Source organism: Prosthecobacter gellanilyticus, assembly GCF_007992435.1.
In the GTDB taxonomy this organism is placed as follows: domain Bacteria; phylum Verrucomicrobiota; class Verrucomicrobiia; order Verrucomicrobiales; family Verrucomicrobiaceae; genus Prosthecobacter; species Prosthecobacter gellanilyticus.
The window spans coordinates 1-25,285 of sequence record NZ_BKAG01000020.1; the positions used below are offsets into that span (position 1 = coordinate 1).

General features: G+C 60.1%; 19 protein-coding genes. 6 read left to right on the forward strand and 13 right to left on the reverse strand.

Annotation, left to right across the window (positions count from 1 at the left end; genetic code table 11):
• Positions 1-245: 245 nt before the first annotated feature.
• The 3 genes from BGE01nite_RS14685 to BGE01nite_RS14695 all read right to left on the reverse strand — a co-directional run bounded on the left by BGE01nite_RS14685 (position 246) and on the right by BGE01nite_RS14695 (position 5,056).
• On the reverse strand, positions 246-602 hold the full coding sequence (locus tag BGE01nite_RS14685) for a hypothetical protein (protein ID WP_218032995.1): 357 nt from the start codon (positions 600-602) through the stop codon (positions 246-248).
• A gap of 90 nt (positions 603-692) precedes the next feature.
• Positions 693-2,105 (reverse strand): DUF1501 domain-containing protein, encoded by a 1,413-nt coding sequence (locus BGE01nite_RS14690; RefSeq protein ID WP_146851238.1) that lies wholly within the window; start codon positions 2,103-2,105, stop codon positions 693-695.
• Positions 2,102-5,056, reverse strand: coding sequence for a PSD1 and planctomycete cytochrome C domain-containing protein (locus tag BGE01nite_RS14695; protein ID WP_146851239.1), 2,955 nt, complete (start codon positions 5,054-5,056; stop codon positions 2,102-2,104). Before BGE01nite_RS14695 ends, BGE01nite_RS14690 begins: the two co-directional genes overlap by 4 nt.
• Before the next feature lie 257 nt (positions 5,057-5,313).
• On the opposite strand from BGE01nite_RS14695, the gene BGE01nite_RS14700 reads away from it, so the two are divergent.
• From BGE01nite_RS14700 to BGE01nite_RS14710, 3 genes are all read left to right on the forward strand, one after another.
• Positions 5,314-6,855: a hypothetical protein gene (locus BGE01nite_RS14700; RefSeq protein WP_146851240.1), complete on the forward strand. Its 1,542-nt coding sequence runs from the start codon at positions 5,314-5,316 to the stop codon at positions 6,853-6,855.
• A gap of 199 nt (positions 6,856-7,054) precedes the next feature.
• A complete protein-coding gene (locus BGE01nite_RS14705; RefSeq protein WP_146851241.1) occupies positions 7,055-8,287 on the forward strand; it encodes a glycoside hydrolase family 99 protein in 1,233 nt (410 codons plus the stop codon).
• A 232-nt stretch (positions 8,288-8,519) separates the two neighbouring features.
• Positions 8,520-9,572, forward strand: a complete 1,053-nt coding sequence (locus BGE01nite_RS14710; RefSeq protein WP_146851242.1) for an Mrp/NBP35 family ATP-binding protein — start codon at positions 8,520-8,522, stop codon at positions 9,570-9,572.
• Positions 9,573-9,611: 39 nt separating this feature from the next.
• On the opposite strand, the gene BGE01nite_RS14715 is transcribed toward BGE01nite_RS14710, so the two are convergent.
• Together BGE01nite_RS14715 and BGE01nite_RS14720 are read right to left on the reverse strand one after the other, a co-directional pair.
• Complete coding sequence (locus BGE01nite_RS14715; protein ID WP_146851243.1) at positions 9,612-10,694, reverse strand: Fic family protein; 1,083 nt, start codon at positions 10,692-10,694, stop codon at positions 9,612-9,614.
• A 609-nt stretch (positions 10,695-11,303) separates the two neighbouring features.
• Positions 11,304-11,984, reverse strand: a complete 681-nt coding sequence (locus tag BGE01nite_RS14720; protein WP_170266800.1) for a hypothetical protein — start codon at positions 11,982-11,984, stop codon at positions 11,304-11,306.
• Positions 11,985-12,211: 227 nt separating this feature from the next.
• Here BGE01nite_RS14720 and BGE01nite_RS14725 point away from each other — a divergent pair, with 227 nt between their 5' ends.
• The gene (locus BGE01nite_RS14725) at positions 12,212-14,482 is read left to right on the forward strand and encodes a DUF1549 domain-containing protein (protein ID WP_146851245.1); all 2,271 of its coding nucleotides are present in this window, start codon (positions 12,212-12,214) and stop codon (positions 14,480-14,482) included.
• Positions 14,483-14,815: 333 nt separating this feature from the next.
• On the opposite strand, the gene BGE01nite_RS14730 is transcribed toward BGE01nite_RS14725, so the two are convergent.
• Complete coding sequence (locus tag BGE01nite_RS14730) at positions 14,816-15,379, reverse strand: thioredoxin family protein (RefSeq protein ID WP_146851246.1); 564 nt, start codon at positions 15,377-15,379, stop codon at positions 14,816-14,818.
• A 145-nt stretch (positions 15,380-15,524) separates the two neighbouring features.
• Here BGE01nite_RS14730 and BGE01nite_RS14735 point away from each other — a divergent pair, with 145 nt between their 5' ends.
• Positions 15,525-17,936: a PSD1 and planctomycete cytochrome C domain-containing protein gene (locus BGE01nite_RS14735; protein ID WP_146851247.1), complete on the forward strand. Its 2,412-nt coding sequence runs from the start codon at positions 15,525-15,527 to the stop codon at positions 17,934-17,936.
• Between the two features lie 11 nt (positions 17,937-17,947).
• Here BGE01nite_RS14735 and BGE01nite_RS14740 read toward each other — a convergent pair whose 3' ends face one another.
• From BGE01nite_RS14740 to BGE01nite_RS14755, 4 genes are read right to left on the reverse strand one after another with little or no spacing between them, the layout of a single operon-like run.
• On the reverse strand, positions 17,948-18,427 hold the full coding sequence (locus tag BGE01nite_RS14740) for a glycine cleavage system H family protein (RefSeq protein ID WP_170266801.1): 480 nt from the start codon (positions 18,425-18,427) through the stop codon (positions 17,948-17,950).
• A gap of 28 nt (positions 18,428-18,455) precedes the next feature.
• Positions 18,456-18,947: a PIN domain-containing protein gene (locus BGE01nite_RS14745; RefSeq protein ID WP_146851249.1), complete on the reverse strand. Its 492-nt coding sequence runs from the start codon at positions 18,945-18,947 to the stop codon at positions 18,456-18,458.
• Complete coding sequence (locus tag BGE01nite_RS14750) at positions 18,944-19,183, reverse strand: UPF0175 family protein (protein WP_146851250.1); 240 nt, start codon at positions 19,181-19,183, stop codon at positions 18,944-18,946. Before BGE01nite_RS14750 ends, BGE01nite_RS14745 begins: the two co-directional genes overlap by 4 nt.
• Positions 19,184-19,239: 56 nt before the next feature.
• The gene (locus BGE01nite_RS14755; RefSeq protein ID WP_246145728.1) at positions 19,240-20,439 is read right to left on the reverse strand and encodes an outer membrane protein assembly factor BamB family protein; all 1,200 of its coding nucleotides are present in this window, start codon (positions 20,437-20,439) and stop codon (positions 19,240-19,242) included.
• Between the two features lie 160 nt (positions 20,440-20,599).
• Here BGE01nite_RS14755 and BGE01nite_RS14760 point away from each other — a divergent pair, with 160 nt between their 5' ends.
• On the forward strand, positions 20,600-21,886 hold the full coding sequence (locus BGE01nite_RS14760; protein WP_146851251.1) for an NAD(P)/FAD-dependent oxidoreductase: 1,287 nt from the start codon (positions 20,600-20,602) through the stop codon (positions 21,884-21,886).
• A gap of 26 nt (positions 21,887-21,912) precedes the next feature.
• On the opposite strand, the gene BGE01nite_RS14765 is transcribed toward BGE01nite_RS14760, so the two are convergent.
• From BGE01nite_RS14765 to BGE01nite_RS14775, 3 genes are all read right to left on the reverse strand, one after another.
• Positions 21,913-22,746 (reverse strand): hypothetical protein, encoded by an 834-nt coding sequence (locus tag BGE01nite_RS14765; RefSeq protein WP_146851252.1) that lies wholly within the window; start codon positions 22,744-22,746, stop codon positions 21,913-21,915.
• A 227-nt stretch (positions 22,747-22,973) separates the two neighbouring features.
• A complete protein-coding gene (locus BGE01nite_RS14770; RefSeq protein WP_146851253.1) occupies positions 22,974-23,390 on the reverse strand; it encodes a type II secretion system protein GspG in 417 nt (138 codons plus the stop codon).
• An 80-nt stretch (positions 23,391-23,470) separates the two neighbouring features.
• Complete coding sequence (locus BGE01nite_RS14775) at positions 23,471-24,772, reverse strand: type II secretion system F family protein (RefSeq protein ID WP_146851254.1); 1,302 nt, start codon at positions 24,770-24,772, stop codon at positions 23,471-23,473.
• Positions 24,773-25,285: the final 513 nt, after the last annotated feature.

The following is a 25,285-nucleotide window of genomic DNA, read 5'->3' on the forward strand; positions in this document are numbered from 1 at the left end:
TGGCAGAGATGCACGGGCCGCCGTGCATCGTCGACACCGCTCTCGTGCGCACCCATCATGTTCCTGTTACGGAAGCATCCCGCTCGATGACCCTCGCCTCACCCCTCAATCCCCGGCCCCTCTCTTGCGTTATTCCTTTCTCTCGCGGTGTAACTCTTCGAAACTATATCACCGCAAGAGGAAAGAATAACGCAAGAGTTCTCTGATCCAGCCAAGTCAAAGAGTGTCCTTCCAATAAGAGCAAATCACTCAAATCTCATCTGCCCCTCCGGCACCTCCATCCCAATCCTCGTCCCATACCCCAGCCCCTCCGTCCAAGGCAGCAGCAGCTCCAGCACATCTGCTTTCTGAAAATGCGTCGGCTTCGTGTCCGGATGCGGAAAATAAACAAACCCCGCGACCGGTGCCTCGCCCTCCCGATGCACCACCACATCGAAGAACGAAAAGTCCTCCGCAGGCTCCGTCGGATGCCACTTCACCTCACGAGGCGTATGCCTCGCCTCTCCGACGCGATACCTCATCGGCGCGATGCTCACATTCAGCGTCCCCAGATAAAACCCACTGAGATCCAGCCCCCGTTCCAAAAAGAACGGCAGCTGCATCCTCAACGTCCCGCCTGGGAACAACGGGTTCCCATTCATCCCCGAGGCAACTCGATGCCCTTGAACAATGGTGGCTTGGGTCATCACAAGTTAGGCCAAAATCTCTTTCACCACCTTGCACGGCTCCACGCCCGTGAGCTTGAAGTCCAGCCCCGCATTGCGGAAGGTCAGCCGCTCATGATCAATGCCCAGACAGTGCAGGATCGTGGCCTGCAGATCAGGCACACGCACCTCGTTCTCCACAATGTTGAAGCCCATGTCATCCGTGGCTCCGAGCGTGACGCCGCCCTTGATGCCACCGCCCGCCATCCACATGCTGAAAGCCTGCGGATGATGATCGCGCCCCATGCTGCGGCCGAGTGATACACTGGCCTCCACCATCGGCGTGCGGCCGAACTCACCGCCCCACACCACCAGCGTGCTGTCCAGCAGCCCGCGCTGCTTCAGATCCTTGATCAGCGCCGCGCTCGCCTGATCCGTGGCACTGCAGTTCTTCTTCACATTCCCCGCCACATCACTGTGCGCGTCCCAGCCTTCGTTGTAGATGTTGATGAAGCGCACGCCTCTTTCCACCATGCGCCGCGCCAGCAGACAGGCACGCGCAAAGGACGGCACCTTCGGGTCACAGCCATACATCTTCAGTGTGGCCTCATCTTCCTTCGTCAGATCCATCAGCTCCGGTGCTGAGCTCTGCAGCCGATACGCCATCTCATAGTTCGCGATGCGCGTGGCCGTCTCACCATCGCCATCGAGCTTCAGGCGACGATCATTCATCGCGTTGATCAGCTCAATCGTATCGCGTTGAGTTCCGGTCTTGATCTCAGGCGGCGTGCTCACATTCAAAATCGGATCGCCCGTGTTCCTGAAGCGCGTGCCGGAATACACGCTCGGCAGGAAGCCGCTGCTCCAGCACGCCGCACCACCGCTGATGCCGCTGCCCGTGCTCATCACCACAAAGCTCGGCAGATCCCGTGTCTCCGCGCCAAGACCATACGTGATCCACGAACCCATGCTCGGCCGTCCCGGCTGCGAGAAGCCCGTGTTCATAAAGATCTGTGCCGGCGCATGATTGAACTGCGTCGTCCTGCAGCTCTTGATGATGGAGATATCGTCCACCACCGTCGCCAGATGCGGCAGCACTTCTGAAAGCTCCGCCCCACACTGCCCATGCTTGGCAAACTGGTAACGCGGCCCCAGCACCGCCGCGTCCGGACGGATGAAAGCATACCGCTGTCCGCCAATCACCGAAGGCGGCAGCGGCTTGCCCTCATACTTCGTCAACATCGGCTTGTGATCAAACATCTCCAACTGTGACGGCGCGCCCGCCATGAACAGGTGGATCACCGCCTTCGCCTTCGGCTGAAAATGCGTTGCCGAAGCCAAATTCGGACTCTTCTCCGCTCCATAAGCCGATTCCGCCAGCAACGAAGCCAGTGCAATCTTCCCCGTGCCAACGGCACAGTCCTCAAAGAAGTGACGGCGAGTAATATTGGGGCGGTTCATGGGTGCGTGATCGATTCATCAAGGTTCATCACCGCACGGCAGACCGCCGTCCAGAGTGCTTCACCCTCGAGTTGGTTAGACTGTTGTTTGGTCAGGAAGGTTTTGAGTAGGGTCACTTCATCGGGCACTGCTGGACGCGTCGCGCAGCGGCGGAAGATGTTTTGCAGGCGCTCATTATCATTGGGCGATTCTGCCATGACCTGCTTTGCCATGGCTTGCGCAGCTTCCATGAACATCTGGTCGTTGAGCAAGGTGAGGGCCTGCAGCGGACTGTTGGAGACATCACGTCTTGCCAGACAGCTCTCACCCGTCGGTGCATCAAAGGTCGTCGCCATGGCGAACGGAGCCGTGCGCTTGATGAAGGTGTAGAGACTGCGGCGGTAGCGGTCATCACCCTCGCTCGTCTTCCACTCCACCTTGCCATAGGTGCCCTCGGTGGTCACGCTCGCAGGCTGCGGCGGATACACTCCTGGACCACCCATCTTGGGCGAAAGCACACCAGCGGCCTTCAGCGAGGAATCACGGATCACCTCAGCATCCAAACGGAAACGCGAGCCCCGCGCTAACAAGATGTTCTGCGCATCCTTCTGCGCCAGCTCTGGCGTGATGCGGCTGCTCTGCTTGTAGGTGGCACTCGTCACGATCAAGCGGTGCAGCTTCTTCATCGACCAGCCTTGCTTCGTGAGCTCAATCGCCAGCCAGTCGAGCAGTTCAGGGTGAGACGGAGCCTCGCTCTGATAGCCAAAGTCTTCGAGAGACTTCACCAGCCCGCGGCCAAAGAAGGCCTGCCACTGCCGGTTCGCCGTCACACGCGCGGTGAGGGGATTCTCAGACGCAAACAGCCACTTCGCAAAGCTTAGCCGGTTCGCAGGCGCATCCTTCGGCAGTTGGGGCAGGAAGGCCGGCACCGCTGGCGGCACCTCTTCCTTGGGCGAAAGATACTCGCCGCGATGATAACGATGCGTCACTCGCGGATTGTTGGCGGGCCGCTCGTTCATCACCAGCGTGGGCTGTCCACGTGGCGGGCTCTTGCGCGCGGCGTTCAGCGCCGCGACGGCGTTCTTTAGCTCGGGCGCTGTCTCCAGGAAGTGTTCTCGGAGCTTGTTCATGTCCTGCGGCATTGCCTTCGCCAGCATCTGCTCCACCTCGGCGGGATGCCCCGTCGCCGTGGCATGATCACTTGTGGTCACAGAGATGCGGAAGTGGCCGAGCGGACAGGCAAAATGCTTCTCAAACAGCATCTTCAAATCCACGCCGCTGGTGAGGTCCACCGGCTGCTCAAAATGAAACACCGCCGCATGCGCCACCTCCACACCGCCCAGCACCTGCCAGCCGCTGGACATCTCACCATCGAGCGCGGCACTGGCGTTGTTAGTCTTGCGCTCTTTCGGAGCCTTGGCGTTCTTCTTCTTGCCTGCGGCGGAGTCGCTGATCCGGTCTTCCTCCTCGTCATTGGTGGCATCCGCGTAGGTGATCTTGATTCGCTGGCCGTTCTGCAAAGCCTGGAACTCGCTCAGGAAGAATCCGCCAAGAGGTCCTTCGTAATTGGTTAGGCCGGGCCCGTCATTTGGCAGGCTCGGGTGGGATGCCACCTCGATCCTCACCGCCGTCACACCCTGAATCGGTGCCTGCAGCTTCAGGTCATAGACATCACTCTTGCTGATGTCACCGCTGCCGAGGATGAATCCATCCGCCAGCTGCTCCAGATGCGGCATCGTGGTCTCCATCTTGGCTGGCTTGATGATCTGCCAGTCGGAGGCGCGGTGCGATTCACCCTCGATCCATCCGGCGAGGCGGCTCTTCAGCGCTGTCTCTCCCCCGGGGAACTTCGTCGGCAGATCAGCCTCCATCTGCGCGATCTTCGCCTCATGTGCCTTTTGCTGCGCTTGGATCTCCGCGCTCGGGATGTTGTAGGTCGGTTCGCTGGCGTTGTTCAGCAGCGCCAGCGTGCTGTAAAAGTCCGTGTGCAGGATGGGGTCATACTTGTGCGTGTGGCACTGGCAGCAGTTCATCGTCAGCCCCATCCATGTGGTGCCGGTCACCCCCACACGGTCCACCATGGCGTAGAAGCGATATTCGTTAGGGTCAATGCCGCCTTCTTCATTGAGCATCGTGTTGCGGTGAAACCCCGTGGCTACCAGATCATCCGGCGTGGCATTCGGCAGCATGTCTCCGGCGATCTGCTTGATGCTGAACTGGTCATACGGCATGTCCTCGTTCAGTGCCTTCACCACCCAGTCGCGATACGGCCAGATCTGCCGCGGCCGGTCTTTTTCGAAACCATTGGTGTCCGCATACCGTGCCAGGTCCAGCCAGCGTCGCGCCCAGCGCTCTCCGTACTGCTTCGAGGCCAGCAGTGAATCCACAAGCTTGTCATAAGCATCCGGTGCCTTGTCATTCACAAAGACATCCGCCTCCTTCGGTGTCGGCGGCAAGCCGATGAGGTCCAGATACAATCGGCGCACGAGCGTGTAGCGATCCGCCTCCTCCGATGGCTTCAAACCTTCTTTGGTTAGGCGATCCTGCACAAAGGCATCGATGGGATGCACGCCAGCCTTCGGCAGCGCTGACTGCTTCGGCGGCACATAGGCCCAGTGCTGCTCATACTTTGCCCCTTCGGCGATCCAGGCCTTGAGGATGGCCTTCTCTTTCTCGCTCACCACCTTCTTCGTGTGCGGAGGAGGCATCAGATCATCCTCATCGGTGGTGAAGAGGCGCTTCACCACCTCGCTCTCGTCCACCTTGCCCGGCACGATGGCGATCTCGCCCGACTTGCCCTTGCCCAGCGCGGACTCCTGCAGATCCAGCCGCAGCTTGCCCTTCCGCGAGTGCTCGTCCATGCCGTGGCAGGCAAAGCAGTGCTGTGCCAGCACCGGCCGGACATCACGATTGAAGTCGACGGCCTGGGCGCTGCTGCTGGCGAGGATGAGAACGGAAAGGAAGCGCTGCATTGTGGGGGAGGATGAGTACGAAGCCCTGACGATAATCTAGACGAGTTCTGTGAAGTTTAGCCGGAGGCGGTTTCCGCTGGAAGTCGAACCATCGGCCACCTGCCAGACGGGAGATGAAGGGGAGGTGTGTCGCTTTTTGACTCGCCAAGGCCTGGTCTGGTCAAATATTGTTCAGCCCGTTGATCTCTGGCGGATCTGTTGCGGAATAGCTCCCCATCACCCCAAGAATCAGACGAATATCCAGTCCTGCTGCCATCATGACTGAGTCTGACTTCCCCCCCTCCGATCCCACTGTGCGTCTGCAGCCTCCTGCGGATGCCCCGGGGGCGCAGCCACAGCCTGCTTTTGGGACCACGCCTCCTGGCTTTGCTCCCGGCACACCAGCGCCGAATTACGGCTATCCCACCGGCCCGATGATGATGCCGCCCGGGTATGCCATGCAGCCCGGCATGATGCCGCCTCCCGGTTATCCCATGATGCAGCCCGGTTATGCCATGCCTCCTGGAGCCGTGCCTCCAGGATACGTCTTGGTGCCGCAGGGCTACCCCATGCCGCCTGCCGGTGCTCCTCCAGTCGCTGAAGCTATCCCTGTGGCAGCACCCGCTCCCGCCGCCGCACCTGCACCTGTCGAAACCGCTGCTCCCTTGGCACCTCCGCACGATCACGGTCTGGACCTGGAAGTCCCCCTTCATCAGCCTGGCCCACGCCTGACCGCGCCCGCCCATTCTTCTTCACCCAAGGTGAATCCCTTCGTCCGCCTGTGGCGTCAGGTGGGTGGCGGCTCGTTGACACTCTCACTGGCCATCCACGCTGGCATCATTCTCGCCGCAGGTCTCATCGTCTTCACCACCGCTCTCCAGGAAAAGCAGGTGGACTTCCTCCCCGGTGGCGGCACCCAGCAAGGCGCAGATGCCTCGTCCGCCCTCTCCCACAAGATCCAGCAGAAGAAGCGCAGCATCCTGAAGAAGAGCATGCCGAAGCAGCGGCTCATTTCCACTAGCATGAGTGCCGCTGTCAGCCTGCCGGATGCACCACCTGACCTGCTCGATGTTCCAGACGTTTCCTCCCTCCTCGGCGGTGGTGGCAAGATCGGCGGCGGTGGTGGCTTTGGGCGCGGCGGCAGTGGCGGTGGTTTTGGTACTGGCACCGGCATGGGCGGCACCAGCGGCATGACCTTCAAGCCGCTGATGATGTTCGGCATGGAGCTCAAGGACACGCGCAAGATCGCCGTGGTCATGGACATCTCGCGCTCCATGACGAAGTACCTGCCCATCGTGGCCAAGGAGCTCGACAAAGTCGCCCGCGGAAGTCCGCTGGTGCTCTACTTCGGCTGCGGTGTGAAGACTCCGCCCCGTCAGCTTGAGGACAAGATCCGCAAGGTCAGCGACCCGCGCTTTGACAAGTTCTGGTTCTACTGGGAAGGCAAGCACGAGATGGGCATGCTGCGCAAAGAGTATGACAAGCTCAAGCTCCCCGATGGCGAGCCCATGCCCATGGAAGCCTTGTACACTCAGATGAAGAAGCGTGAGAACACCTACTTCATCGACTTCAACGGCATCACCTACACCTCGCCCGCGCTGATGTCGAAAGAGGTCATGGAGGCAGACACCATCTACTGGTTTTCCGACTTCCAGGATGCCGTGGACGTGGAGCATGTGCAGGACGTCATGCGCAAGCTCCGCGGCCGCAAACAGAAGCTCTACATGCACGCTTCCGTCCGTGGAAAATCCTTCGAGATCCTCCGCGATGAACTCTGCAAGCCCCTCGGCGGCGAGGTTCTCGAAACCAAAGTGGATTGATCCGGACGTACCACCCCATTCCAATGGGGTGGACGGAGTCCAATGGATCTCGAATCCACCTTGGGTTGGCCACGATGGACCGCCCCGGCGTATCACCCCATTCCAATGGGGTGGCGGCACGAACTCACACCTAGTGACCCGGAACTTTCCCGCCTGACAGCGCCCGTCCCCGCGCCATGAGTAGGTCTCCCGACCCGTCATGCGCCCGCTCTTTGCTCTCGTTCTGCTGCTCGCCTCCAGCGCCCTGCACGCTGCTGATTCTGCCACACTTTTTGGTAGGGTCATGTGCGGCTACCAGGGCTGGTTCGCCACACCCACAGATGGCTCGAACCTCGGCTGGGTGCACTATGGCTTCGGCAAGCCCGGCCATTGCCACATCGACCTCTGGCCCGATGTCTCCGAACTCGATGCCGACGAGCGTTTCGACACCCCGCTGAAGTTCGAAGACGGCACTCCGGCGCAGGTCTACAGCTCATCCCATCCCAAGACCGTGCGCCGCCACTTCGAGTGGATGCGTGACAACGGCATCGACGGCATCTTCCTCCAGCGCTTCGGCACCGTCTTGAAGGACAAGCGCTATCGCCAGCATCATGACACCGTCATGCAGCATGTGCGGGACGCCGCGAAGGCCGCCGGTCGCACCTGGTGTGTGATGTATGACCTCACCGGCCTCAGGGCAGGGGAGCTCGAGTCCGTCATCATGCAGGACTGGAAGCGCCTCCGCACCGAGCTAAAAATCCTCGAGGATCCGAGCTATCAGCGTCACGCTGGCAAGCCCGTCGTCGCCGTCTGGGGCATCGGCTTCAATGATGGTCGTGACTACACCCTGGAGGAAAGCCAGGCCCTCCTGCGCTTCCTTCATGACAACCCCGACTTCGGCAAGCTCACCGTCATGGCCGGTGTCCCCTGGCACTGGCGCACCCTGGATGGCGATGCCGTCCGCGACCCCCAGTTTCACGAGGTGCTGAAAAGCGCGGACATTATCAGCCCCTGGGCCGTCGGTCGCTACGGCTTCCCTGAAGATGCCAAACACCGCATCACCAGCGTCAATGAAGCCGATCTCCAGTGGTGCCGCGAGCACGGCCAGGACTACCTCCCCGTCATCTTCCCCGGCTTCAGCTGGCGGAACCTCAGCAAGATGCGCGGAGTCGATGCCAAGCTGAATGCCTTCCCCCGGCTCGGCGGCGAGTTCCTCTGGTCCCAGGCCCGCGAGCGCATCGCCGGCGGGAACACCATGCTCTACATCGCTATGTTTGATGAGCTGGACGAAGGCACCGCCATCTTCAAAACCGCCTCCAAAGTCCCCGTCGGAGCCGAGGGCTTCGTCACCGAGCCCGACCTGAAATCCGACCACTACCTCTGGCTCACCGGCCAGATCGGCCGCGCCCTCCGCCGTGAGATCCCGCTGAGTCTAAAAGCCCCGGTCCGCTAGGGAGACGCTGATCAAGTCCAAAGGCATCCTGACCTTGGAACTCTTGCGTTATTCCTTTCTCTTGCGGTGTCCCTTGAAGAGCACCGCGAGAGAAGTGTGTCCGTGTTCCTCCAGGCTTAAATCAGCGTCTCCCGGGATCAAGCCACCGACAGCAAATCTCCCAGCTTCCTGTTGCCTTTCCGGTCCGCCTGACGAACGAGAAACGTAACCACTCCCCCCAGCCCTCCCGACCATGCCTTCCGAGTCCGAAATCCACGCCGCCCTGGCCACCGTCCGCTATCCCGGTTTCAGCCGCGACATCGTCTCCTTCGGCCTCGTCAAAGGCGTCTCCGTGGAAGGCGGAAAGGTCACCATCGAGATCTCCCTCGCCACCCGTGACCCCAACATCCCGCGCCTCATCCATGAGCAGGTCGAGGCCGCCCTAAAGCAGGTCCCCGGCGTCACCGAACCGAAACTGAACTTCGACATCAAGGAGCCGCCGAACACTGCCCAGGGCAATGCAGCCAGTCTGCCCAAGTCCAGCATCCCCGGCGTGAAGCGCATCATCGCCGTTGCCTCCGGCAAAGGCGGCGTCGGCAAGAGCACCGTCGCCAGCAACCTCGCCGTCGCCTTGAGCAAGTCCGGCGCCCGAGTCGGACTTTGCGACTGCGACCTCTACGGCCCCAGCATCGCCCACATGTTCGGCAGCAATGAGCGCCCTTATCAGAACGAGGAGCAGCAGATCGTCCCCATCGAGCGCTACGGCCTCCAGCTCGTCAGCATGGGCTTCCTGCTGGACGACGACAGCCCCGTCATCGTCCGCGGCCCCGTCGCCACTCGCTACACCCAGCAGTTCCTCCGTCAGGTCGCCTGGAACGATCTCGACTACCTCATCCTCGACCTCCCGCCCGGCACCGGAGACATCCAGCTCACCATCGTCCAGACCGTCGCTCTCGATGGCACCGTCATCGTCACCACCCCGCAGGAAGTCGCGCTCATCGATGCTCGCAAAGCCGTGACCATGTTCCAGAAGGTGAACGTCCCCATCCTCGGCATCATCGAGAACATGAGCTACTTCCTCTGCCCCAGCGATGGCCAGATCTACCACATCTTCGGCAAAGGCGGCGGCGACCACGAAGCCAAGCGCCTCGGCGTCCCCCTCCTCGGCCAGATCCCCATCGAAATGACCGTCCGCGAAGCCGGCGACGAAGGCCACCCCATCGCCCTCGAAGACACCGCCAAGTCCGCCTCCTCCAAAGTCTTCCACGAAATCGCCGCCAAACTCCGCGCCACCGTGGCTGCCTGACGTAAAACGAATTTTCCAATTCGTTTTCTGGGGCGGTGATTAACTTCCTGTTAGGTCGAGCGTCACGCCGCTGAGCAGGGCAAAAAGTGGATCATTGATGTAAAAGTTGGTTTTTCCCATCTTTTGTTTCCTCACAAATCCCGCAGTAGCGAGCTGCTCCAGATACTTGCCGGCGGTGATTCTCGAAACCTCCAGCTCACGCTCGATGAATTCGATCTTCGTATAGGGATGGCGGAAAAGGTTGTTGAGCAAATCCTGGCTGTAGAGCTTGGGCAGACGTTCACGCAGATCATGTTTCGTCTTCAGCATCAGCTCGCGCAGGGCCTTCACCAGCGTGACGGCGCTGCGGGAGGTCAGCGCCACGCCGCGCAGCAGGTAGCAGCACCACTCGGCCCAGCGATTCTCGTCACGCACCGTTTGCAGAAGGCGATAGTAGTCCGGTTTCGTCAGAGTGATGTACCGGCTCAAATAGAGCACCGGCAGTTCCAGCAGTCCGTCACGTTGCAGCATGAGCAGATTCAGGATTCGCCCCGTGCGCCCATTGCCATCATAGAAGGGGTGGATGCTCTCAAACTGATGATGGGTGATCGTCATGCGCAGCAGCGGGTCCAGGCCGTCATCCGCATGAATGAAATCAATCAGGTTGCCCATGAGCGATTCCACCTCGGCGGCACTTTGGGGAGGTTCGTAGATGACCTCCCCCGAGCTCTCATTCTTCAAAACGGTGCCCGGGAGCTTGCGTAGTCCTGCACGATTCTGCTCCAGCTCCGCCTGGACGGAGAGCAGAGTTTCCAGCCGGATCAGACCGGAGGACTTCACCGCTTCGTAACCAGTGCGCAACGCTGAGACATAGTGCCGCACCTCCTTGGCTGCCGGCGTGACACTGGAGTCCTCCTGCGAAGCATACAGCTCATCGTGGGTCGTGATGATGTTCTCGATCTCTGAGCTGTCCTTCGCCTCCTGAATGGCCAGCGTGTCCAGCAAGATGCCCTGATTGGGAAGTGATTCGCAGAGTCCTTTCAGCTCCGCCAAGTGTCGGTGCGCCTCAGCCAATGCCATCCAGACCTCACGTGTCTCCAGTGAGGAAGAGTTCGCTAATGGCAGCGGTGATAGCCTGGACATGTATAGAAAAAGAGGTTTTTCTTATCATGTTGTCATTGTCATGTAAAGAAAACGCCTTTTTCTATACATGAGGGATGATGTCGGGTCGACACCAGCCTTGATCCACCTGGATCTGCTTGGATCGACCGCCTCACGTAGCAGCTGGCGTTAGCCTGCCGTTCTTTGAATCTGCGAAGGCCCTCCTGCCCATTTCACCCATCCAACTTGGATCAGGTCGGATTGAGTCGGATCCCCTCTTCAAACCACCGTAAACAACCGTCAACCACTGCAAACTACCGTAAACGGCTCCTTCAAGCCCTGATCTACCGCGATTAACCTTGATCACCTCGAGGAGCGCGAATGGCCCCAATCGCAGGACAGAGTTCCAACCCCGATTCACTCGGATTGACTCGGATCGGCTCCTGAAACCACCGTAAGCAACTGTAAACCATCGCAAACAACCGTAAACGGCCATCAATGCTCCGGCACAGCCCATGGCCAATCGTCCACCGCCCACGAAACTTCCGTCTTCATGTTCGCGTCGTGTCCTCATAAGTCCCTCACCATCCACGCCCCTCCCATCCCCGAAAAGGGACCCAAGCGGACCCTTTGGACACCGTTGTCAGTGAACTAGATCACGCCCGAAATCTCATCCGTCCTCAGAAACACATTTTGTTTGGCCGTCGCGTCATCCCCCGCAAGTGACCTCGGCGCGATCATCGTCGAATTGATGATGCGTGAAGCCTGCGGGTCCGGGTTCCGGATCGTCGCCCCATGCATCACCCCGGGGCTGAATCGCGCATCCCCAGGCGCGGTGGAGCTGTTGTTGATCAGCACAAGGCGCGATCGGTCTTCATGCCAGTCCTCAAGATGAGTCGTGTAAGGCTCCAGCAGCTTCGCTCCGGCGGGAAACATGGGATTGTGCTCCTGTAGAAACTCAGCCGGAGTCAGCCCCAGGTCCCGCGCACAGCGACTGTAGTCCGCGATGTGCAATGAACTTCGGACCGAGGTAGCCTCATACCCCAGCATCAGCAGCGAGGTCTCAGGCGCGCCGTCCAGATGCAGCTTCGTGGTCGTCTGCTGATCAAACCGACCCATCGACAGATACTCCAGTCTCTCGCCCCAGCGCCCGTCAAACTCCCGCGAAAGCAGCTCCTTCAGCCTGACCATCACCTCGCGCAGAGCTTTGGACCCCGTCCCCTCGGGCAGCACCACCACGCCAAAGCCCGGCTGCTCCCAGTCCGTCCGAAAAACCTTTCGGAAGAGCATCTCCGCATGCTCCTCCAAGCCATCAGGACCGATGGGAAACATAGGCAAGGACGAGGAGATCATCTCAAACGATTCAAGAAGTGCAGGGAAGCCCAGCCAGCCGCCAATAGCCCCTTTCAAAGCCATCCGTGTCCTCTGCGCTATCTGCGGTTAAAAATTCTATCCCTCCTGAGAGCCCCGGAAACCCCGCCCTATTCCAGAAACTTCACTCCCGTGAAAGACCGCCCCCACCCCCACGTTAAGGGGGGCGAAATTCCTCATTCCCCCCAATGAAACTCAGACTCACCGCCCTCCTGTTCATCGCCTCGCTCACCAGCGCGGGCGCCCTTTCCCTGGAAGAGGTCCAGGCCAAGGCTGCCCAGATCGACAAGCTGGTCGCGACCAATCTGGAAAAGCAGAAGGTCCAGGCCAATGCCCCGGCCTCCGATGACGTCTTCGTCCGCCGCATTTACCTCGACATTGCCGGCCGCATCCCCTCCCTGAAGGAGAGCGCTGATTTCCTGGCCGACCAGACCCCGGACAAGCGCGCGAAGCTGATCGACGAGCTCCTCGCCTCGGACGGCTACGTGCAGAACTTCTACAACTTCTGGGCAGACATCCTCCGCGTCCGTTCCCAGCTCGCCGTCGGCAACAGCCAGCCTGCCGGAGCCGCTTATTCGAACTGGATCCGCGAGTCCCTGGCCAAGAACATGCACTATGATGACATGGTGCGCGAGATGGTCACCGCCAGCGGCAAGACCTATGAAAACGGCGCTGTCGGCTTCTACCTGCGGGACTACAACATGCCGCTGGATAACATGGCCGTGACCACCCAGGTCTTCCTCGGCACCAGCATGGTCTGCGCCCAGTGTCATAACCATCCGTTCGATAAATGGACGCAGATGGACTACTACCAGCTCGCCGCTCACACCTACGGCATGACCAGCACGAATGGCCTTAGCAACCCGCTGCTCTCCAGCATGTTCGGCGGTTACGGCGCCAAAGGCATGAAAAAGCGCACGAAGGGCGGCCCTTCCATTGATGCCTTCATCCCGGAAGGAGTGGAGCGCCGTGACATGGGCAAGGCCATGACCGAGATCCTCCGCCCGCTGCGGTATAACACCGTCCTGGACCAGACCGACAAAAAAGGCCTCCAGCTTCCGCACGACTACCAGTACACGGATGCCAAGCCCAAGGCCACCATCGCCCCGGTCATCCCCGCTTCCTTCTCCAAGGACGGCAAGATCGTCAAAGGCGATGAGAAGCCCGTCTTCCCCTATGCCGACTGGATGACCTCCAAGGACAACCCGCGCTTCACCACCGTCATTGCGAATCGTCTGTGGAAAAAAGTCATGGGCATGGGCCTCATCGAGCCTGTCGATGAAATCACCGACTCCACCGTGCCGAGCAACCCGCAGCTCATGACCTTCCTGGAGCAGACCATAAAGGACCTGAACTACGACATGAAGGCCTACCTGCGCATCCTTTACAACACCCCCGCCTATCAGCGTACCGCTTATACCAAGGATGTCGAGCTTGGCGAGGTCTACCACTTCCCCGGCCCGCTTCTCCGCCGCATGAGTGCTGAGCAGATCTGGGACAGCATGGTCACCCTCTACAAGCCCAATCCGGACACCCCGAGCATCGAGGCCGAGATTGATCGCGACTCCACCCTCCGCCGCATCGAGTGGCTGGACCGCTCCCTGAACACACTCAGCCCGGAAGAACTCGCCAAGGCCACCGCCGAGATCGCCCTGAAGCAGAAGCAGCTTTCTGCTGACGTCCGCAAAGCCCAGGAGCAGCTCACCGAGGCGAACAAGACCAAGGATGAAGACGCCATTCGTGCCGCCAAGCGTGTCGTCGGCAACCAGCGCAAAGCCATCGACGAAGCCGCGCAGGAAATTGTCTTCACCACCGGCTTCAAGAAATTCGCCCAGCTCGCCCGCGAAGGAAAACTTGAGGAGCAGATCAAAGACCCCGAGTTCGCCAAGGAAATTGCCACCGCCATCAAGGGCAAGGAAGGCGCTGACCTCAGTCTCGATGAAGCCCTCGGCATCTACAACAAAGGCCTTCGCGCCCGCCTCGCCGACCAGCAGCAGAAGCGCCTCAAGCGCGATGCCGAGCAGCTCAAAGCCGACACCAAGCCCGAGCTTGCGTCCCTCAAAGCCTGGGAAAACTACCGCGACACCTACATGATGCGTGCCGCCGATCTCCGCAGCCCCGCTCCGAACGGCCACTTCCTCCGCGAGTTCGGCCAGAGCGACCGCGAGCTCGTCGAAAACGCCAATGAAGACGCCACCGTCGGCCAGGCTCTCATGGTGCTGAATGGCAAGACCTTCAGCAACCTCATGAACCCCTACACCATGGTTTCCCGCGCCCTGCGCCGCACCGAGAGCGGTGAGCAGGCCATCGACACCATCTACATGGCCCTCTTCAGCCGCAAAGCCACCGCCGAGGAGAAAGCCCTCCTCCAGCCCGTCGTCGCCGACAACACCGTCACCGGCAAAGGCGATGCCCTCTGGGCCGTCCTCAACACCCGCCAGTTCTACTTCATTCAGTAAACTTTGTTAGGCTGAACCCCTTCAGAAAACATCCCTCCGCTCACGACCCGTGACGGAGGGATTTTCATTTCAAGCCCCTGGTGAACTGCGTCGGAGCCCATTGTCCGCGGGCGAAGGTGGCGCGGAGCTGCAATGAATCCGCGCACTCCCCCTAACCAGCGCCTTCTCCAACGGGGTCCAGTTCACGCGCCAGCAAAGTAGCCATCACACTCCGTGTGATAAGCCCACGATTCCCGCCAACACGCGACCTCCTCGCCCATTGCCTGAGCGCAACCGTCAAAGATCTCTGTGAAAATCTTTCTACCCTCAATCTTTCTACCAAACCTCCCGCCTTTACACCCCTGGCTTCCACTTGATCCCACACCCCGTGCTAGGCACCTGCCTAACCAACGGCGCTTCACCGGCCAGCATCACCTTCACCGCCTCGCGCAGATCCTTGCCCGTCACCGGCTCGCTATTCTTCGGCCGCGCTGCATCAAACTGCCCGCAATAGGTCAGCTTCAGCTCCCCATCGAAGAGATAGAAATCCGGCGTGCATGCCGCCACATAGGCCTTCGCCACCTCCTGGCTTTCATCCACCAGATACGGAAAGCTCCATCCAAACTTCGCCACAAACTCCGGCATCTTCTCCGGCGCATCGGCAGGGTACTTCACCGCATCATTGGAGTTGATCGCCACCACCCCCACACCCTGCGTTTCCAGCTCCTTCGCAAGCTCCGCCAGCGCTGGTGCCAGATGCACCACATACGGGCAGTGATTGCACACAAACATCACCATCAGCCCGCGAGGTCCGCGCACATCATCCAGGTTAAAAACCTCCCCCTGCGAATCCGGCAGCTCAAACTCAGGAGCCCGGGAACCGATGGGAAGAATGCGTGTGGAAGGTGTTTCAGCCATGAGATGCGTTAGCCTTGTTTCGACAACTGCCAAGGCGCAAAGTAGGCCGGATCGCATGCCCCTCGGGCCGAAACCCCGCCTGCGCTGGACATCACCGTCACTTGGAAGGAGCTTTGCCTCAGGAGACGTTATAGGACTCTACATCATGAAACCACAACGCCTCGCTGTTTTCCTTTGGGCGGCCTGCCTCCAGGCGGATGCCGCCGATGGCGTGGCTTTCTTCGAATCCAAGATCCGCCCCGTGCTGGCGGAGCACTGCTACGAGTGCCACTCCGTCGAGGCAGGGAAGTCGAAAGGCGGCCTCATGCTGGACACCAAGCAGGGCATCCGCACCGGTGGTGACAACGGCCCTGCGGTGGTTCCAGGAGATACTGGCAAAAGCCTGCTGCTCACCGCCATCAAGCACAGCGACCCCGATCTGGAGATGCCACCCAAGTCTCCCAAACTGCCTAACCAAATCATTGCTGACCTGGAGGCCTGGATCTCCATGGGCGCGCCGGATCCGCGTGAGTCAGCCAAAAAGGTCGCCGAACGCGCGCCAGTGGATGTGAAGTCTGGCCGCCAGTTCTGGAGCTATCAAAAGCCTAAGCTCCCGGCAGGCTCCACCGATGGCATCGATGGCTTCATCCGCGCCAAACTAACTGAACAAAAGCTCATCGCCGCACCTGAAGCCGCACCGCGTGTGTTGTTACGTCGGCTGTGCTTTGATCTTATCGGCCTGCCACCCACGCCTTCCCAGATGCAGGCATTCGAAAAGGGCGGAGAAGCGGAGTATGCGCGCATCGTCGATGAACTCCTGCAGAGCCCGAGATTCGGCGAACGCTGGGGCCGCCACTGGCTGGACGTGGCCCGCTACGCCGAGTCCAACGGACGTGAGTCCAACCTCACCTTCCCGCATGCCTGGCGCTATCGTGACTACGTCATCGATGCCGTCAATTCGGACATCCCCTTTGATCGCTTCATCACCGAGCAGATCGCCGGAGACCTTCTTCCCGCCAAAGATGATGCCGAACGCGCCCGCCTGCTCATCGCCACCGGCTTTCTCGCCATCGGCCCCAAAGGTCTCAATGAGATGAGCAAAGCCCAGTTCGCCGCGGATGTGGCAGACGAGCAGCTCGATGCCGTCACGCGCGCCGTCATGGCCAGTTCCGTGGCCTGTGCGCGCTGTCATGATCACAAGACCGAGCCCTTCAGCATGGAGGACTACTATGCGCTCGCCGGCATCTTCAAAAGCACGGAGACCTTCTACGGCAACTGGATCGACTCCGAAAACGGCAACCACGGCCACCTCATCCGTCTTCCTGATCTTCCCGCGCAGGTCATCCCTGGCAAAACCCTCACCGCAGACCAGGTCAAGAAACTCAAAGCAGACCTCGCGAAGCTGAATGCCGATGAACTGGAGCAGAACGCCTACATCGCCAAAGCCAAGCTCGAAGGCCGTGACATCAGCGGCGAGTTCCACAAATTGCTCACCAATGCCCTGCGCATCCTCTGGTCGCGCGGTGGTGTCGAAGGCGCTCTCGAAACCGTAGACGACTCCGGTCGCGCTCTCCCCATGTGCATGGGCGTGAGGGATGCGAAACGCATCGTCGACTCGCCGCTCTATGATCGCGGTGAGCTCGCTCATCCTGGCGATGTCGTCATGCGTGGCTTTCCCCAGGTTATCGAAGTCAAAGGCACTCTCTCCAGGCAGCAAAGCGGCCGACTCGAACTCGCGCAATGGATCACCAGCCGCGATCACCCTCTCACCGCGCGCGTGATGGTCAACCGTGTATGGCGACATCTCTTCGGCACTGGCCTTGTGCGTACGGTCGACAATTTCGGCTTCAGTGGCGAGCGCCCAAGCCATCCTGAGTTGCTCGACTACCTCGCCATGCGTTTCATGGAAAAGAACTGGTCCGTTAAAGCACTCATCCAAGAGGTCGTGATGTCGAAGACCTATCGCCAGAGCAGCGAAGAGAAGGGAAGTGATCGTTCCACGATCGACCCCGACAACCGCCTCCTCTCTCGTGCCAACGTTCGCCGCCTCGATGCTGAAGCGATTCGTGATTCCATGCTCGCTGTCTCTGGCACCCTGGACACCTCCCGCCGTCCCGGCTCGTTGGTCGCCGAGTTGGACGGCCAGTCTGTCTCACTCATCGGCTTCAACGACAAGCTCCCGAAGGACCTTGATGGCTCCCACCGCCGCTCCATCTACCTCCCTGTGATCCGCGATCATCTGCCCGATGTCCTCGAGCAGTTCGATGTCGCCAACCCCAATCTCGTCACGGGCGATCGCGATGTCACCAATGTTCCCCTGCAGGCGCTCTACCTCATGAACGGTCCCTACGTTCAGGAGCAGGCCGCAGCACTATCCGCCCGGCTCATGAAGGAGAAACCCACGCGCGAGGACCGCGTGCGCCGCGCCTTCTCCCTCTGCTTCAGCCGCCTTCCAGAGCCTCGGGAACTCCAGTTGATCGAGTCCTTCTTCCAAAGCGCTCCTGGTGATGAGGCCAAACAACTCACCGCCTTCTGCCAGTCGCTCCTGGCCAGCGCCGAGTTCAGGTTTGTGGACTGATCAACACCGCATCAATCCTCAGGGACCCCTTCTTCGCCATGGCCTTCTTCAGCCATGCGATGAATGATCGTGCTGAGATGCGCGATGTAGCCGTGCACATCCAGATGCTCATCCTCAGGCTCGCCCTTCACACAATACAGCCAGCCTACTTCATAAGGATCACTGCGCACCACGCAGGCATCCTGTTTGAGATAGGCATTGCCCTCCACGAACTGCCCTTTCATCACACAATACACATCCGAGGCCGCCTTGAACCCCTCCACCCAACCAACAATCTGTCCAGGCTCCACTGCACCACCCGCAGGCACCTTCCACTCACAGTCCACCAGTTCACCCAGCATCCGGGTCGCAAACTTCGTGAACCCCACCCGCCATACCCCCTCCTGTCCCTCCACCGGAGCCATCCAGTAATGGGACTTCGAGTAGCGATAAGCTTCCGGAAACCGGGCAGTGAATCGGGCGTGTTTGAAACGAACGGTCGGGAGAGACATGATATGCTGAAGGTAGGCTAAAGGGGAATCAGGATACTTCGCTGGCGGCTCGGAGCACAGCGTTGCGCAGGGACGGCGCGATCCAGAACCGCGCTTCATGTTGAAGTCGATCTAGAAGTGATTCGACGGAACCAATAAGGTTTCGTTGCCGCGCTTGAAGAAGGATGCCAAGCAGTCCCATTGTGGGGAGATGGAGAGCACTTGCGACAGATCGTCCCTCTGCTTCGTCCATAAGCACGAGATCCGCACCTAATTCCAAAGCGAGAGCCAATGCTGCGATTTCTCCAGCATGAAGCACTGGAGATTGCGCCCAAGCATGGGCAGTGCTTTTCGGAGATGTGAGCTGGATGAAGTCTGGAAACTTGAGGCCTTGAAACCTTGAATCAACCTCCGCGAGCCGTTGAAACTCGGCGGCCACTAAATGCGGAACAAGCACGGTGCCAAAGAGTTGCTGAAGCAATGATGCCTGCTTCAAAAAGCACAGGTTCAAGATGACTGACGTGTCCGCGATAACGATCACCTCGATCCAAGAGCACGAAGAGTTTCCAGATCCTGGGCGAGCATGTCCTCCGTGTAGGAGGGTATGCGGCGGGCATACAGCGCCTCGTCGAAATCATGCCGGCTGACACCTGCCACATCGGCCGCTAGTTGGCGGGAGAGATGCCGGGCGGCATACGCTCCGCAAGCAAGGTCGAGGAGAATCTCTTCCTCGCCCACATTCTTCAGGGCTGGAAGGTCTGGCAGGGTGATTGTCATGACAGGAGAATAGGGGGAAACCAAAAAACGGCAAGGCAGCTGAAAGCTTTAAGTCCTCACTTCGCCTCCAGACAAATCACCTTCCCAGGCGCATTTCGCACATAGAGCCGCCCGTTCGCCAGCACTGGCGAGCTCCAGCAGCGGCCGTTCAGCACCTGCGCGCGGGTGATCTCCTCAAACCCTTCACTGCTGGCCTTGGCGATGACGAGCTCGCCTTTCTCCGTGAGGATGACCAATCTCCCATCCGCCGCGACCAGCGAACCAAAGCCCACGCTCTTTTCCTCCCAGGCCACTTTACCATCCTCCAGCTTCACACACTTGAGCGAGCAACGGCTGTTCTGGTCACCATCGATGCCATACAGATACCCGCCGATGAGCACGGAGGAGTTGAACTGATTTTTGAGCACCTTGCTTTCCCACACCTTCTCCGGCTGGCTGTCCGTGAGTTTCAGCAGAGTGCATCCTTTGTTATACCCGGTGGAGATGAAAAGCTTGTCGTCACTCAGGATCGGGTCGCTCGCATTCACGCCATAGCGCGTGTTCCAGCGGTAGTTCCAGACAGGCGTTCCATCCTCCACCTGCACACCGGTGTAGGAATCTCCGGAACTCACGATCACCAGCTTCTTGCCGCCACGCGTGTAGGGAAAGGGTGTCGAGTAGCCAGCGGCATCCGTGTCACTCTTCCACACGATCTTGCCCGTGGCCTTCTCCACAGCCAGACCAGCCTTGCCCACATTCAGGATGAGCAGATGGTCCTGCACAAGTGGCGCTCCGGCAAAACCCCAGTCGGGGATGTTCGCCTCAGTCTCCTGCTGCACATTCTTCTGCCACACGATCTTCCCGCTCGCGGCCTCGAAGCAGAAAAGATCGCCCCAGCGGCTCAGATGATACACCTTGTCGCCATCAATGGTCGGCGTGTTGGAGGTGCCGCCTTCATAGTACTTGTCGCCGAGATCAGCGGGATACTCATGCTTCCACACTTCCTTGCCCGTCACGGCATCCAGGCACCACACGGTGTCCTTGTTTTCCGCATGACCGGTGGTCAGCACACGCCCCTGGGCCACGACGAAGGTGGAAAAACCCAGCCCCACCTCCGCTTCCCAAAGCGTCTTCGGCTCGCCGCTGATCTTCCAGCTCTTCTCCACGGAGATGCCATCACGCGTCGGTCCGCGCCACACTGGCCAGTCTTCGCCCATCAGCGAGGTGGCACTCAAAACAAGCAAAGTGGCAGCGGGAAGGATCGGGAGTGGTTTCATGACCATCCAACTACGACTGAACCGCCACCTCTGGCAACCAGGGATGTAGGGCAGGGCAGGGCCTTGTGGCGGAAAGCCTGACGAGAGCCAGAAATCTCTCACCCAGCGCACGCCATGCCTTGCGGGATGGCCGCAGGCTTCTATTCTGGCGCATATCACTATGAAGATCGCACGGAAACCTTATCGCGTCGGCATCGTGGGAGCCGGCCCCGCTGGAGCCACCCTTGCTTCACTCCTGGCTAAAGAGGGTGTGGATGCCGTGTTTTTTGATGATGGCAGACGCCCCGAGATGGTCGTGGGAGAGTCGCTCATCCCTCGTCTCGTCACCGTGTTTCGTCGCATGGGCATTGAGGACGAGGTCGCGAAGCTCGGCACCTACAAGCCCGGTGTGACCTGGATCTTTGATGAGAATGACAAGCTCGAGCTGTCTTTCACCGCCATGCGCGGCGTCCTGCCCACCTACGCCTACAATGTGGCCCGCCGCCCCTTTGATGATCTGGTGCATGAAACCGCCATCAAATCCGGCGCGCGCTTCATCCCATGCACCGTGAAGCTCCAGACCGGAGTCACCGAGCGTGGTGAAGTGGTGCCGCAACTCGCCCCCGAGACCCTCGCCCTCGTCCCCGACTGGAATGGCAGGCAGCCAGATCTGCTCGTGGATGCCAGCGGCCGCCGCCGCCTCTTTGCAAAGCTGCTCGGCCTCACCGCCAAGATCGGCAAGCGCAAGGACATCTCCCACTTTGCCCACTACGAAAACTGTGAGATGCCCATGCCTGCTGGGCAGACCATCATCACCCGTCTGAAGCACGGCTGGTCCTGGCGCATCCCGCTCCTCCACGCCCTCTCCATCGGCGTTGTCGTGGACAAGGAACACGCCAAGAAATACGGCAGCAATGCCGAGGAACAGCTTGAGGCCATGATCGAGCAAAACAAGCCGCTGATCGAAGCCTGCTCAAACCGCAAGCGCATCACGCCCGTCACCACCTATGCGAACTACCAGCTCATCTCTGATCAGGGGCATGGCGAGGGCTGGGTGAGCGTGGGAGACGCGTTTGGATTTGTTGATCCCATGCTCTCTCCCGGCCTCTGCATGGCCATGACCTCCGCGGAGATGCTGGCAGATGCCATCATGCAAAACTCCCCGAATGGCTGGGACAAAGCCTTTCACTCTTACTTCGACTGGTTCCGCCAGATGCTCGTGGCCTGGCAGGAGCTGGTGGACATCTTTTACGGCGGCCAGATCTTTGCCCTCCAGCGCACCGGCACGGAGATGTCCCGCCGCTTCCCCGGCAAGTTCAGCATGATCATGCAGCGCCACTTTGAGAAGAACATCTCCGGCATGGCGGGTGGTGGCCTAACCAATCATCCGTACAGCAAAAACCTGCTCCGCTTCATGACCCGCTTCGCCATCTACGGGCACAAGCCCGCAGACTTTGCGGTGGTCTGATCATCGCTCTCCTCAGACCAGCATCCTCACAGCAGCAGATCACCCTCGGCCAGCATGGAGAGCTTCTTGACCTCACGGCAGGACTCCGGCAGCAGGAAGTAATGGCAGACCTCCTCCTGGTGCTCCGTCAGGCGGGGCGTGCCCTCCCAGTGCCTGTCTTCGGGAAAGGCTGTGCTTGAAAGCCAGTTCAGCCTCTCTCCCAGCAGGCCCGGATCACGCACCAGCTTGCCCACCAGAGCCTGCACTTCCTCCGCACTGTTCCGCGCTGTCCAGGACTGCACCACTTCCCAGGCCGTGAAGGCGCGCATCACCCGCTCTCGCCGGCGCAGGATCAGGCAGGAGTAAAGCGTGCCCGTGATGTCCACCGCACCGATGAAGTGCAGCTGGTGCATGGGCGTGGTCAGCTGCCAGCACAGGGATTCCAGGGAGACAAAGGGCTCCAGTCCCTTCCGGGGCAGGGCAGGCTCCGCCAGCCTTGTCACATCACTGACTGAGGTGACCACGGTCATGGACGGATCCAGCTTGGGCCAGCCTGAGCCGCCTGGCAGGAGTCGTGAAAAGGTGCCGATTGGCACCAGACGCCGAACCAAATGTGATTCTACCTTCGCCCCCATGTCGTGCAGCACCTTCCGCAGCTTCGGCACGGGCGTGGTATGCGCAAAGGGGACTTGCTCACCCAGGCGGCGCATGCGGAGCATGATGCCCAGCCCGCATTGGACGTGCCCTTCATTCACCCGCAGGGTGGTGGCAGCCAGGGCGCCGATGCGTTGCCCATCCAGAGAGTAGCTGACCGGGATGGCTCCGCCGTAACCTACCATTTTTCCCCCATCGCGGACGATGTATCCGCGCAGAGGATGCATGGATGCATGGGGATTTTCATCCCACCAGTGGGCAAGTCGTTCCTCCCACGAACAGCTGCCAGCCGGCAGATCCCCTGTTTGCCTTAGGAAATGCGCCAACTCCAGGCGTGAGGCGGGGGTGTCGATGTATTCCTGGACGTTCGAGTCGGGCATGATGCGGACGGAAAGCTAGGTTCCGCCCACATCTCGCGCAAAGCTGACACTGTAAAAGTCATCTTACAATTGGCTCAATGCACATCGTCATCCGTGCCGTCCTTCTTGTCGGCGCCAGCGGAGTACAGGTCATAGGCTTTGCCTTCGCGGCCTGGGCTCTTGTAGATGTACTTGTTGTCCCACGGATCCACGATGCCGTTAGATTCGATGAACGGCTTTTTCACCGGCACGTTCGCCGGCGGTTTCACCAGCGCATCCAGGCTCGGCGGCAGGTTGCGGTTGTTCACCTTGTACATCTTGATGGCTGTCGAAACGGTGCCGATCTGCGCGCGCGCAGCGGTGATCTTCGCCTGCTCGTCAAAGTCACCCAGCGTGGCCGCACCGATGGCGATCAGAATGGCGATGATGGCCAGCACCAGGATCATCTCCATCAGGGTGAAAGCTGAGCGGAGGCTCCGGGGGAGGCGTTTGGGGGCGGCTTGGATTTTCATGGGGTTGAGGAAAAGGGGGCTAGGCGGTTGGAGTCAAAAGGCTGGCAGATTGTTCGGAAGTCGTCATCCAGGAAATCAAATCAGCGGCGCGAGTTCAGCGTGGCCACCGTGTCGTAGATGATCGTGATCATCATGTAAGCCATCACGCCCACCAGGCCTGCCATCACCAGAATGATCATCGGCTGCAGCATGGCCATCAGCTTTTCCAGGCTCTTTTCCAGCTCACGACCGCAGCGGTCAGCCGCGCGGCGCAGAGTGCCGCTGATGTCACCCGTGTGTTCGCCGATGCGCACCATCTCCAGCAGATTGATGGGAAAGAGCGCCGTCTTCTCCAGAGATCGCGAAAGGGCAGAGCCATCGCGCACTCCGTCGATCACACTCCCGAGCTGCTTTTGAATGAAAAGATTCGCCGAGATGCGCGAGGCAAGTTCCAGCCCCTTCAGCAGTGGCAGACCACCACCGGTGAGAGAAGCCAGCGTCTCCAGAAATTGTGTGTGGAAGTTCGCCATCAGCACATTGCCGAAGAAGGGGATCCGCAGCTTCGTCCGGTCCCAGACCGGCCGGCCTTGCTTCGAGTTCGACCACACCCAGAAGAGCAGTCCAATGAGCGCGATGCCAGCCAGCAGCAGCCACCAGTAGCCGCGCAGGAAAGCGGAGAAATCCAGGATGAGCTGCACCCCTTTCGGCACACCACCGCGCATCTTCGTCATCATTCCGCTGAGTCGCGGAATGAGAAACGTGGTGAAGAGAATCGTCACCGCGATCGCCGAGAAACCGAGGAAGCTGGGGTAGATCATCGCCACTGCCACTTGGCTCTTCAACTCGCGTACCTTTGCCAGGTACATCCCCTGGCGCTTCATCGACTCTGAAAGTGATCCACCCGCCTCACCCGCAGCCGCCACCGCGCAGTACAGCTCATTGAAGGAGGGAGATGCCTGCTTCAGCGCGCTGCTGAAAGGGTGACCTTCACGGATCAATCCACCCAGACGCGCCGCGATCCGGCTATGCGTGCCACCCGTGCCCTTGCCCTCCATCAGCTTCAGCGCCTGCTCCAGTCGCATGCCCGCTTCCAGAAGCTCCGCCAGCTCCTCCGTGAAAAGCTGGAGCTGCTTGCCTCCAATCTTGATCGGTCCGCTGGAGGCCTCCTCGGCGGCCACTGCAGCCGCTGTCTTACCCTTGCCACCTTTGGCCGTCGCGGCTCCTGCCGCTGGGGCCTTGCCCACACCGCGAACCAGCGGCTTGGCCGGGCCTTCCTTCACCTGGAAGGGCTGCAGACCACGTCCCGTGAGCTGCCGCACAGCACTGGCGCGGTCAGGAGCCTCCACAGATCCGGCGACATCTCGTCCAGCGGCATCGGAGGCTTGGTAGGCAAAGGTGGGCATGTGGGGCAGGGAAGACGAGGAGGAAAGGAATCCGCTGTCGGATTTAACACCACGAAAAAATCGGGGTGAGGCATGAGACAAGCATAGGCGCGGTTCGTTGCAAACAAGGATGTCGGAACACAGCCGCAAAAGCCAGCCCGGTAAACTCCGCCTCGTTCTCCGAAATCTCACAGACGCGGCAGCGCCCCCAACACCCCCGGTAGGGCTCTGCCTCGTTCTCCGAAGCTGGATAGTGAAGGACGAATGTGTCGGAGCCTCAATGAACCCACAAGTTCACCTCAGACTTCCGTTCCAAAACCTCTGTGCTCCTCTGTGTTCTCGGTGGTGAAATCAACGGACATCCCGCCCTCAGACCCGTTAGCGATCAGCATCTCCCCAATCACCCGTCGATGGATGCGGGCCAAAGGCCCTTTCCATACCAGCCTGGGCCAACGGCCCAGGGAATCCCAGCCACCTCACGTCCGTCTCAGTCGAGGGCTGAAAGCCCGACCTATGCTCAGGCCCATCACGTTC

What these genes read in the sequence shown, in the direction of transcription:
- BGE01nite_RS14765 (WP_146851252.1), bottom strand. Translation starts at nt 22,746, where the DNA reads ATGCATCCTCTGCGCGGATACATCGTCCGCGATGGGGGAAAAATGGTA.
- BGE01nite_RS14775 (WP_146851254.1), bottom strand. Translation starts at nt 24,772, where the DNA reads ATGCCCACCTTTGCCTACCAAGCCTCCGATGCCGCTGGACGAGATGTC.
- BGE01nite_RS14685 (WP_218032995.1), bottom strand. Translation starts at nt 602, where the DNA reads ATGCAGCTGCCGTTCTTTTTGGAACGGGGGCTGGATCTCAGTGGGTTT.
- BGE01nite_RS14705 (WP_146851241.1), top strand. Translation starts at nt 7,055, where the DNA reads ATGCGCCCGCTCTTTGCTCTCGTTCTGCTGCTCGCCTCCAGCGCCCTG.
- BGE01nite_RS14695 (WP_146851239.1), bottom strand. Translation starts at nt 5,056, where the DNA reads ATGCAGCGCTTCCTTTCCGTTCTCATCCTCGCCAGCAGCAGCGCCCAG.
- BGE01nite_RS14730 (WP_146851246.1), bottom strand. Translation starts at nt 15,379, where the DNA reads ATGGCTGAAACACCTTCCACACGCATTCTTCCCATCGGTTCCCGGGCT.
- BGE01nite_RS14755 (WP_246145728.1), bottom strand. Translation starts at nt 20,439, where the DNA reads ATGAAACCACTCCCGATCCTTCCCGCTGCCACTTTGCTTGTTTTGAGT.
- BGE01nite_RS14725 (WP_146851245.1), top strand. Translation starts at nt 12,212, where the DNA reads ATGAAACTCAGACTCACCGCCCTCCTGTTCATCGCCTCGCTCACCAGC.
- BGE01nite_RS14750 (WP_146851250.1), bottom strand. Translation starts at nt 19,183, where the DNA reads ATGACAATCACCCTGCCAGACCTTCCAGCCCTGAAGAATGTGGGCGAG.
- BGE01nite_RS14710 (WP_146851242.1), top strand. Translation starts at nt 8,520, where the DNA reads ATGCCTTCCGAGTCCGAAATCCACGCCGCCCTGGCCACCGTCCGCTAT.
- BGE01nite_RS14720 (WP_170266800.1), bottom strand. Translation starts at nt 11,984, where the DNA reads ATGTTTCCCATCGGTCCTGATGGCTTGGAGGAGCATGCGGAGATGCTC.
- BGE01nite_RS14690 (WP_146851238.1), bottom strand. Translation starts at nt 2,105, where the DNA reads ATGAACCGCCCCAATATTACTCGCCGTCACTTCTTTGAGGACTGTGCC.
- BGE01nite_RS14735 (WP_146851247.1), top strand. Translation starts at nt 15,525, where the DNA reads ATGAAACCACAACGCCTCGCTGTTTTCCTTTGGGCGGCCTGCCTCCAG.
- BGE01nite_RS14760 (WP_146851251.1), top strand. Translation starts at nt 20,600, where the DNA reads ATGAAGATCGCACGGAAACCTTATCGCGTCGGCATCGTGGGAGCCGGC.
- BGE01nite_RS14715 (WP_146851243.1), bottom strand. Translation starts at nt 10,694, where the DNA reads ATGTCCAGGCTATCACCGCTGCCATTAGCGAACTCTTCCTCACTGGAG.
- BGE01nite_RS14700 (WP_146851240.1), top strand. Translation starts at nt 5,314, where the DNA reads ATGACTGAGTCTGACTTCCCCCCCTCCGATCCCACTGTGCGTCTGCAG.
- BGE01nite_RS14770 (WP_146851253.1), bottom strand. Translation starts at nt 23,390, where the DNA reads ATGAAAATCCAAGCCGCCCCCAAACGCCTCCCCCGGAGCCTCCGCTCA.
- BGE01nite_RS14740 (WP_170266801.1), bottom strand. Translation starts at nt 18,427, where the DNA reads ATGTCTCTCCCGACCGTTCGTTTCAAACACGCCCGATTCACTGCCCGG.